The following is a 6,239-nucleotide window of genomic DNA, read 5'->3' on the forward strand; positions in this document are numbered from 1 at the left end:
TTATCCTGAACAGGAGGAAAAGAAAATGGGAAAAATGATATATCTGGACAATGCGGCTACCACAAAGACCGCACCGGAAGTTGTGGAGGCTATGCTGCCGTATTTTACAGAGTTTTATGGAAATGCTTCAACCGTTTATGATTTTGCGGCAAACAGCAAGGCTGCCATCGCAAAGGCAAGACAGCAGATCGCAGATGTGATCGGAGCCAAAAAAGAGGAGATCTATTTTACAGCAGGTGGTTCCGAGTCTGATAACTGGGCTCTGAAAGCGACCTTTGAGGCATATAAAAATAAAGGAAACCATATCATCACAACAAAGATCGAGCATCATGCCATCCTTCATACCTGCGAGTACCTTGAAAAAGAGCGTGGTGCCAAGGTCACATACCTGGATGTAGATGAGAATGGTTTCATTGACCTGGATGAGCTTCAGAAAGCCATTACACCGGAGACCATCCTGATCTCTGTTATGGCTGCAAACAATGAGATTGGTACTCTTGAGCCGCTGAAAGAGATCGGACAGATCGCACATGAGCATGGAATCCTGTTCCATACAGACGCTGTTCAGGCATTCGGCCAGATCCCGATCAATGTAGATGAGTTCAATATTGATATGCTCAGCTCCAGCGGACATAAGATCAACGGACCGAAGGGAATCGGCTTCCTCTATATCCGTAAGGGTGTTAAGATCCGCTCCTTCGTACATGGCGGAGCACAGGAGAGAAAACGTCGTGCAGGTACAGAGAACGTTCCTGGTATCGTAGGATACGGTCTTGCAGCAGAGCGTGCAAACAAGTCCATGAAAGAGCGTACTGCAAAAGAAATCGAGATCAGAGATCATATGATCAACAGGATCCTCACAGAGATCCCGTACGTACGTCTCAATGGAGATAAAGTAAAACGTCTTCCGAACAACGTAAATGTAAGCATCCAGTTCATCGAGGGAGAGTCACTTCTTCTGATGCTTGATAATTTCGGAATCTGTGCATCCAGCGGTTCCGCATGTACATCCGGTTCTCTGGATCCGTCACACGTTCTGTTAGCTATCGGTCTTCCTCATGAGATCGCACACGGATCTCTCCGTATGACCTTAAGCGAGGAGACGACAATGGAGGATGTTGATTTTGTAGTAGATAAGCTGAAAGATATTACTGCAAACTTAAGAAGCATGTCTCCATTATATGAAGATTTTATTAAAAAGCAGAAAAAATAATAAAAATACTTGCCAGGAGGAAAAAATAATGTATAGTGAAAAAGTAATGGATCATTTTCAGCATCCACGTAATGTCGGTGAGATCGAGAACGCAAGTGGCGTGGGTACTGTAGGAAATGCAAAATGCGGTGATATTATGAGAATATTCCTTGATATCGATGACGAAACTCATATTATCAAAGACTGCAAATTTAAAACATTTGGATGCGGTGCAGCAGTTGCAACAAGCAGCATGGCAACAGAACTTGTAATGGGCAAGACCATTGAGGAAGCTATGGAAGTAACCAACAAGGCCGTTATGGAGGCTCTGGACGGACTTCCGCCGGTAAAGATCCACTGTTCCCTGCTTGCTGAGGAAGCAATTCATGCAGCTCTCTGGGATTATGCAGAGAAACATCACATTAAGATCGAGGGTCTTTCCAAACCGAAGTCTGATATCCACGAGGGTGAAGAGGATACAGAAGAGGAGTATTGATTCCTTTTATTTACGATCATAACCGGGGCATGAGCAAGCTTCAGTCGAACAGAACCGTAAGCCATTGAAAGGACAGGTAAGTAAGAAGCATGACAGGACTTACGAACGAAGAAGTTCAGGAAAGAATTGCGCAGGGCCAGGTAAATAATAACGAAAACCCCAACACCAGGACATATAAGCAGATCATTCTGGAGAATACGTTGACATTCTTCAATTTTCTGAACCTGGTGCTGCTGGTTCTCGTACTGCTGGTTGGTTCCTACAAAAACTCCATGTTTGTAGGAATCATTTTTATTAATACCGTGATCGGGATCATTCAGGAGGTCCGTGCCAAGAAGACGATTGACAAGCTGGCCATCCTGACAGAATCCAAGACGGTTGTTCTGCGTGAAGGAAAAAAATGGAAAATTTCTACAGAGAAGCTGGTTGTCGATGATCTGATATTCCTGAAGGCCGGAGAACAGGTTCCGGCAGATGCGAAGATCCTGGAGGGAAGTCTTGAGGTCAATGAATCTCTGCTTACCGGTGAGGCAGACAATCTTCCGAAGAATCCGGGAGATGAGCTTTTTTCCGGAAGCTTTGTGACGGCGGGACAGGCCTGTTGCCAGATCATCCATGTGGGAAGTGACAACTATGCGTCAAGGATCACCAGCGAGGCAAAGGAATTCAAACGCCATAATTCAGAGCTTAGAAATTCCCTGAATGCCATTCTGAAGGTGATCAGTATCATTATCGTACCAATGGGTGCGCTGCTTTTTTATAAACAGTATTATTTTGTGGGAGACAATATCCGGGATTCTGTTGTCAATATGGTTGCAGCGGTCCTGGGAATGATCCCGGAGGGACTGGTCCTTCTTACCAGTGTGGCACTGACTCTGGGTGCGCTGAAGCTTGCCCAGAAGAAGACGCTGGTGCAGGAGCTGTACTGTATAGAAACTCTTGCACGCGTGGATACGCTCTGCCTGGATAAGACAGGAACTATCACAGAGGGTACCATGTGTGTGGAGGCGGTGGAGAACTATCCGCCGGTGTATGATGAGATTTCAGAGACAATATCCGGGAAAGATCCTGAATCCGGCGAAGGTGACAGCGATGGAACTGAGAGTTCTGCGACTTCTGCAGTTTCAGCAACAGATGCGATCGCAAAGGAGGATGGAAGCGCGAATCTCGTATTACAGGAAAAGTCAGAAGCTGACCCGGAGAAACATAGTCAGGAAGATCCGGAGAAGACCCGGGAGATCGAGCATATCATGGGAAATCTGCTTTCTGTGCTGAAGGATCAGAATGCCACTGCCGATGCACTCAGGGCAAGATTTAAAGTATCTCAGGATATGGAGCTGGATCATGTGATCCCGTTTTCTTCTGACAGGAAGTACAGCGGAGCTGCATTTACAGATACAGGTACTTATCTGATGGGTGCAGCGCAGTTTCTTTTTCCGGAAGGGAACCCGGAGCTGATGGAGTATTGTGGCAGATTTGCAGAGGAAGGTCTTCGTGTGTTGGTTCTTGCCCATAGTGTAAATGTGAGTGAGGGAGCGGAGCTTCCGGAGGGACTGGAACCTGTCGGACTTTTGCTTATTACCGATGTGATCCGTGCAGAGGCACCGGATACGCTGGCATATTTCGAAAGTCAGGGTGTTGATCTGAAAGTGATCTCCGGTGATGATCCGATGACGGTTTCTGCAATTGCCAGACGTGCAGGCCTTAAAAATGCAGAGCATTATATCGATGCGACAACGATCACAACTCAGGAACAGATGGACGAGGCAGTTGCAGAATATAGTGTGTTCGGGCGTGTAACACCTCAGCAGAAACAGGCAATGGTGAAGTCTTTGCAGGCTCAGAAGCATACGGTTGCCATGACCGGTGATGGTGTCAATGATGTTCTGGCGCTTAAAGAGGCGGACTGCAGTATTGCCATGGCTGAGGGCAGTGATGCGGCCAAGAATATTGCCAATGTGGTATTGCTGGATTCTAATTTTGCAGCAATGCCGGAAATTGTGAATCAGGGACGCCGGGTTGTAAACAATATCCGTACTGCGGCATCTATGTTTCTGATCAAAACGATTTTTTCCGTGCTGCTGTCACTGATCACGATCTTCTTCGGGGATTCCTATCCCTTTGAGCCGATCCAGATGTCTCTGATCAGTGCCTGCGCTGTTGGTATTCCTACATTCCTTCTGGCACAGGAGAATAATTATGAGAAGATCGACCATACATTTTTGCGTCATGTATTTATGAATGCATTTCCGGCTGCTGTGACCATCACGGGCTGTGTGTTCAGTGTGATGCTGGTATGCCAGAATGTATACCATTCCAATGTTATGCTGAATACAGCCTGTGTGCTTGTAACAGGATGGAATTATATGGCGGCACTTAAGACAGTTTACGCACCTCTGAATAAGTATCGAAAGGTGATCATTTACAGTATGCAGGTGATCTTTTTCGGTGCGGCGGTGGTTCTGCAGAATCTTCTGACACTGGGATCGCTGGAATTCGGAATGATCATTCTGGTGTTCCTTCTGATGACATTTTCTCCGATCCTGATCGATGTGATCACGGCCTGGCTCAGAAATATTTACAGCCGTTCGCTGGATAGTGGGGAACAGGGGAAATTTGCTGCATTTATTGATAAGCTGAGAAAATAATAATATGAGAAATAAAAAAGGACACTGCCCGTTGAAAATGGCAGTGTCCTTTTTTGCAAATAAACTGTGAAGCAGTTATCCAGTTATCCGGTGCAGAGCTGTGTAGAGAATGCAGATTGTGGATATCCGCCTGACAAAGCTATTATTTCGTGTGCATAAGCCAGATAAATCCGAAGGCCGGGATTTCTACAGCCTGTGCGTCTCTCTGAACTCCAGTGAGAAGATCTGTGTAGGTACCGTCCTGTTCGTTGATCCAGGCTACCTTATCCTGGTCGCTGAAGTTGTAGATGCAGATCAGCTTTTCTTTGGAGGTTTCTCTTACCAGGGCAAGGAGAGCTTTTTCCCAGGTTTCCAGTGTATGTGCAGAAACTTCAGGTGCAAATACCGAATGGCTGGCACGGATGGATTCCAGCTGTTCAAGGCTGTTGAAAATGCGTCCCTGGATCGTTTCGGCATCGGCTCTGTTCCGGGCAAGTGCCCAGTTGAAACGTCCATTGTGGAGCCAGCGAGGATCAGCTGCTTTGGAAATGTCTGTTTTATAGGTGTAGTCATTCAGCTGTCCGACCTCGTCACCGCTTCGAAGTACCGGAATTCCGGGGAGGGAAAGAAGCAATGCATGAAGTGCTACGTCATAGCGGATTCCCCGGCTGACACCCTCCATATTTCCTTCATAATCAAAACGCTCGATTCCTGCAAGAGATGCGGTTGTTCCGCAGAGCTCGGATTCCTCGGTTTCCGGATTTACATAAATTTCACCCCGGGCAAAGGAATCAGGGAAAATACCTGCCAGGAATTCATTCAGATAATCTCTGTGAGGCCCTTCTGTGATAAAGCTTCCTTTCAGGAAATCATAGTCCAGATTCCAGCGTACCGTGTTGCGGTTACGGAGGTAATTCTGGAATACCGGTGCCTGCGGAAGGTCTGCAGCTCTGTCGATTCCCCGGCGGAGAAGGGCAGTGTCCTTTGTGGCAACGGTATGCCAGAGATCGGACATCAGCTGGGTGCTGTTTACAATGTGAAGTTCCGGCATATCGGAAGTTCCGCCAAATGCAGCAGCCTCTGCAGGTGGGCGGTCTGTTTCGCCAAGGAGAAGAATTCCGGGGCATACGATCTCACACACCATTCGGGTCATACGCAGCAGAGAGTGAAGCTTCCAGAGATTTTCTTCCGGCATCATCGGAAGGACACCAAGGCTGAATATAGAAGCACCTTCATTTGCAAGCTCCAGGATCTGAAGAAGCATTGCATTGAAATAAGCCGGAGTCTGGAGCACACATGGCGCACCGGACTGTGGGTCATCCACAGAAAGACTTAACGGGATCTCAAGAGCCAGGCGGATACCTGCTTTCCTACAGTTAGCTGCAAGTGTGTACAGATCTTCGGAGGTTCCGATCTCCGGGATAATGCGAAGAGAGCAGTTGGAGGTTGCCTGGAAAAGATCTGTCAGGTACAGAGTGTCTGCTTTGCATTCACTGATATAGTCCAGCTTATCGGACAGCCCGGAAAGAGTATCTGCGAAGTCAGCAGGATTTACAGCCATTCCGGTGAAAGTAGTCTTACGGAACCAGTCAGGATCTGCAGCGCAGTTCTGGTCGGCTTCCTTCATGGAAAGAGAACGCTCACGGTAGATTTCTTTCATCTTTTTTGTGAGGCTTGAGAATGTGCCGGTAACTTCCGGGTGATCGCGGAACAGCTCGCAGTAAAGCCATTTCAGATCATTGTAGTAGTGTTTCAGACGTTTCTCGTAGAGGGCATCGTAAGCTGTGTCCTCCTTGGAAGTTTCGACTTTCAGAGGCTCAATCTTGGAAGTAGTAACTTTTGCCGGCTCAGTCTTGGAAGTCTCGACCTTGATCGGTTCGGTCTTGGAAGTCTCAACCTTGATCGGCTCGGTCTTGGAAGTCTC

The 6,239-nt window shown here is 47.3% G+C and carries 4 protein-coding genes; 3 read left to right on the forward strand and 1 reads right to left on the reverse strand.

Annotated features, from left to right (window positions below; all coding sequences use genetic code 11):
- The first annotated feature begins 25 nt into the window (after positions 1-25).
- From nifS to BLP57_RS04040, 3 genes are all read left to right on the forward strand, one after another.
- The gene (gene nifS, locus BLP57_RS04030; protein ID WP_015526994.1) at positions 26-1,213 is read left to right on the forward strand and encodes a cysteine desulfurase NifS; all 1,188 of its coding nucleotides are present in this window, start codon (positions 26-28) and stop codon (positions 1,211-1,213) included.
- Positions 1,214-1,241: 28 nt separating this feature from the next.
- Positions 1,242-1,688, forward strand: a complete 447-nt coding sequence (gene nifU, locus BLP57_RS04035) for a Fe-S cluster assembly scaffold protein NifU (RefSeq protein WP_015526995.1) — start codon at positions 1,242-1,244, stop codon at positions 1,686-1,688.
- Positions 1,689-1,777: 89 nt separating this feature from the next.
- On the forward strand, positions 1,778-4,336 hold the full coding sequence (locus BLP57_RS04040) for an HAD-IC family P-type ATPase (protein ID WP_021650821.1): 2,559 nt from the start codon (positions 1,778-1,780) through the stop codon (positions 4,334-4,336).
- Positions 4,337-4,478: 142 nt separating this feature from the next.
- Here BLP57_RS04040 and BLP57_RS04045 read toward each other — a convergent pair.
- A partial coding sequence (locus tag BLP57_RS04045) for an alpha-amylase family glycosyl hydrolase (RefSeq protein WP_330389329.1) occupies positions 4,479-6,239 on the reverse strand: 1,761 nt, incomplete at its 5' end.

The sequence above is a fragment of the Blautia sp. SF-50 genome (assembly GCF_900101315.1).
GTDB lineage: Bacteria > Bacillota > Clostridia > Lachnospirales > Lachnospiraceae > Blautia_A > Blautia_A fusiformis.

Bases quoted from the DNA above. Each gene is read 5' to 3' on its own strand.
- nifS (WP_015526994.1), top strand. From the start codon at position 26: ATGGGAAAAATGATATATCTGGACAATGCGGCTACCACAAAGACCGCA.
- nifU (WP_015526995.1), top strand. From the start codon at position 1,242: ATGTATAGTGAAAAAGTAATGGATCATTTTCAGCATCCACGTAATGTC.
- BLP57_RS04040 (WP_021650821.1), top strand. From the start codon at position 1,778: ATGACAGGACTTACGAACGAAGAAGTTCAGGAAAGAATTGCGCAGGGC.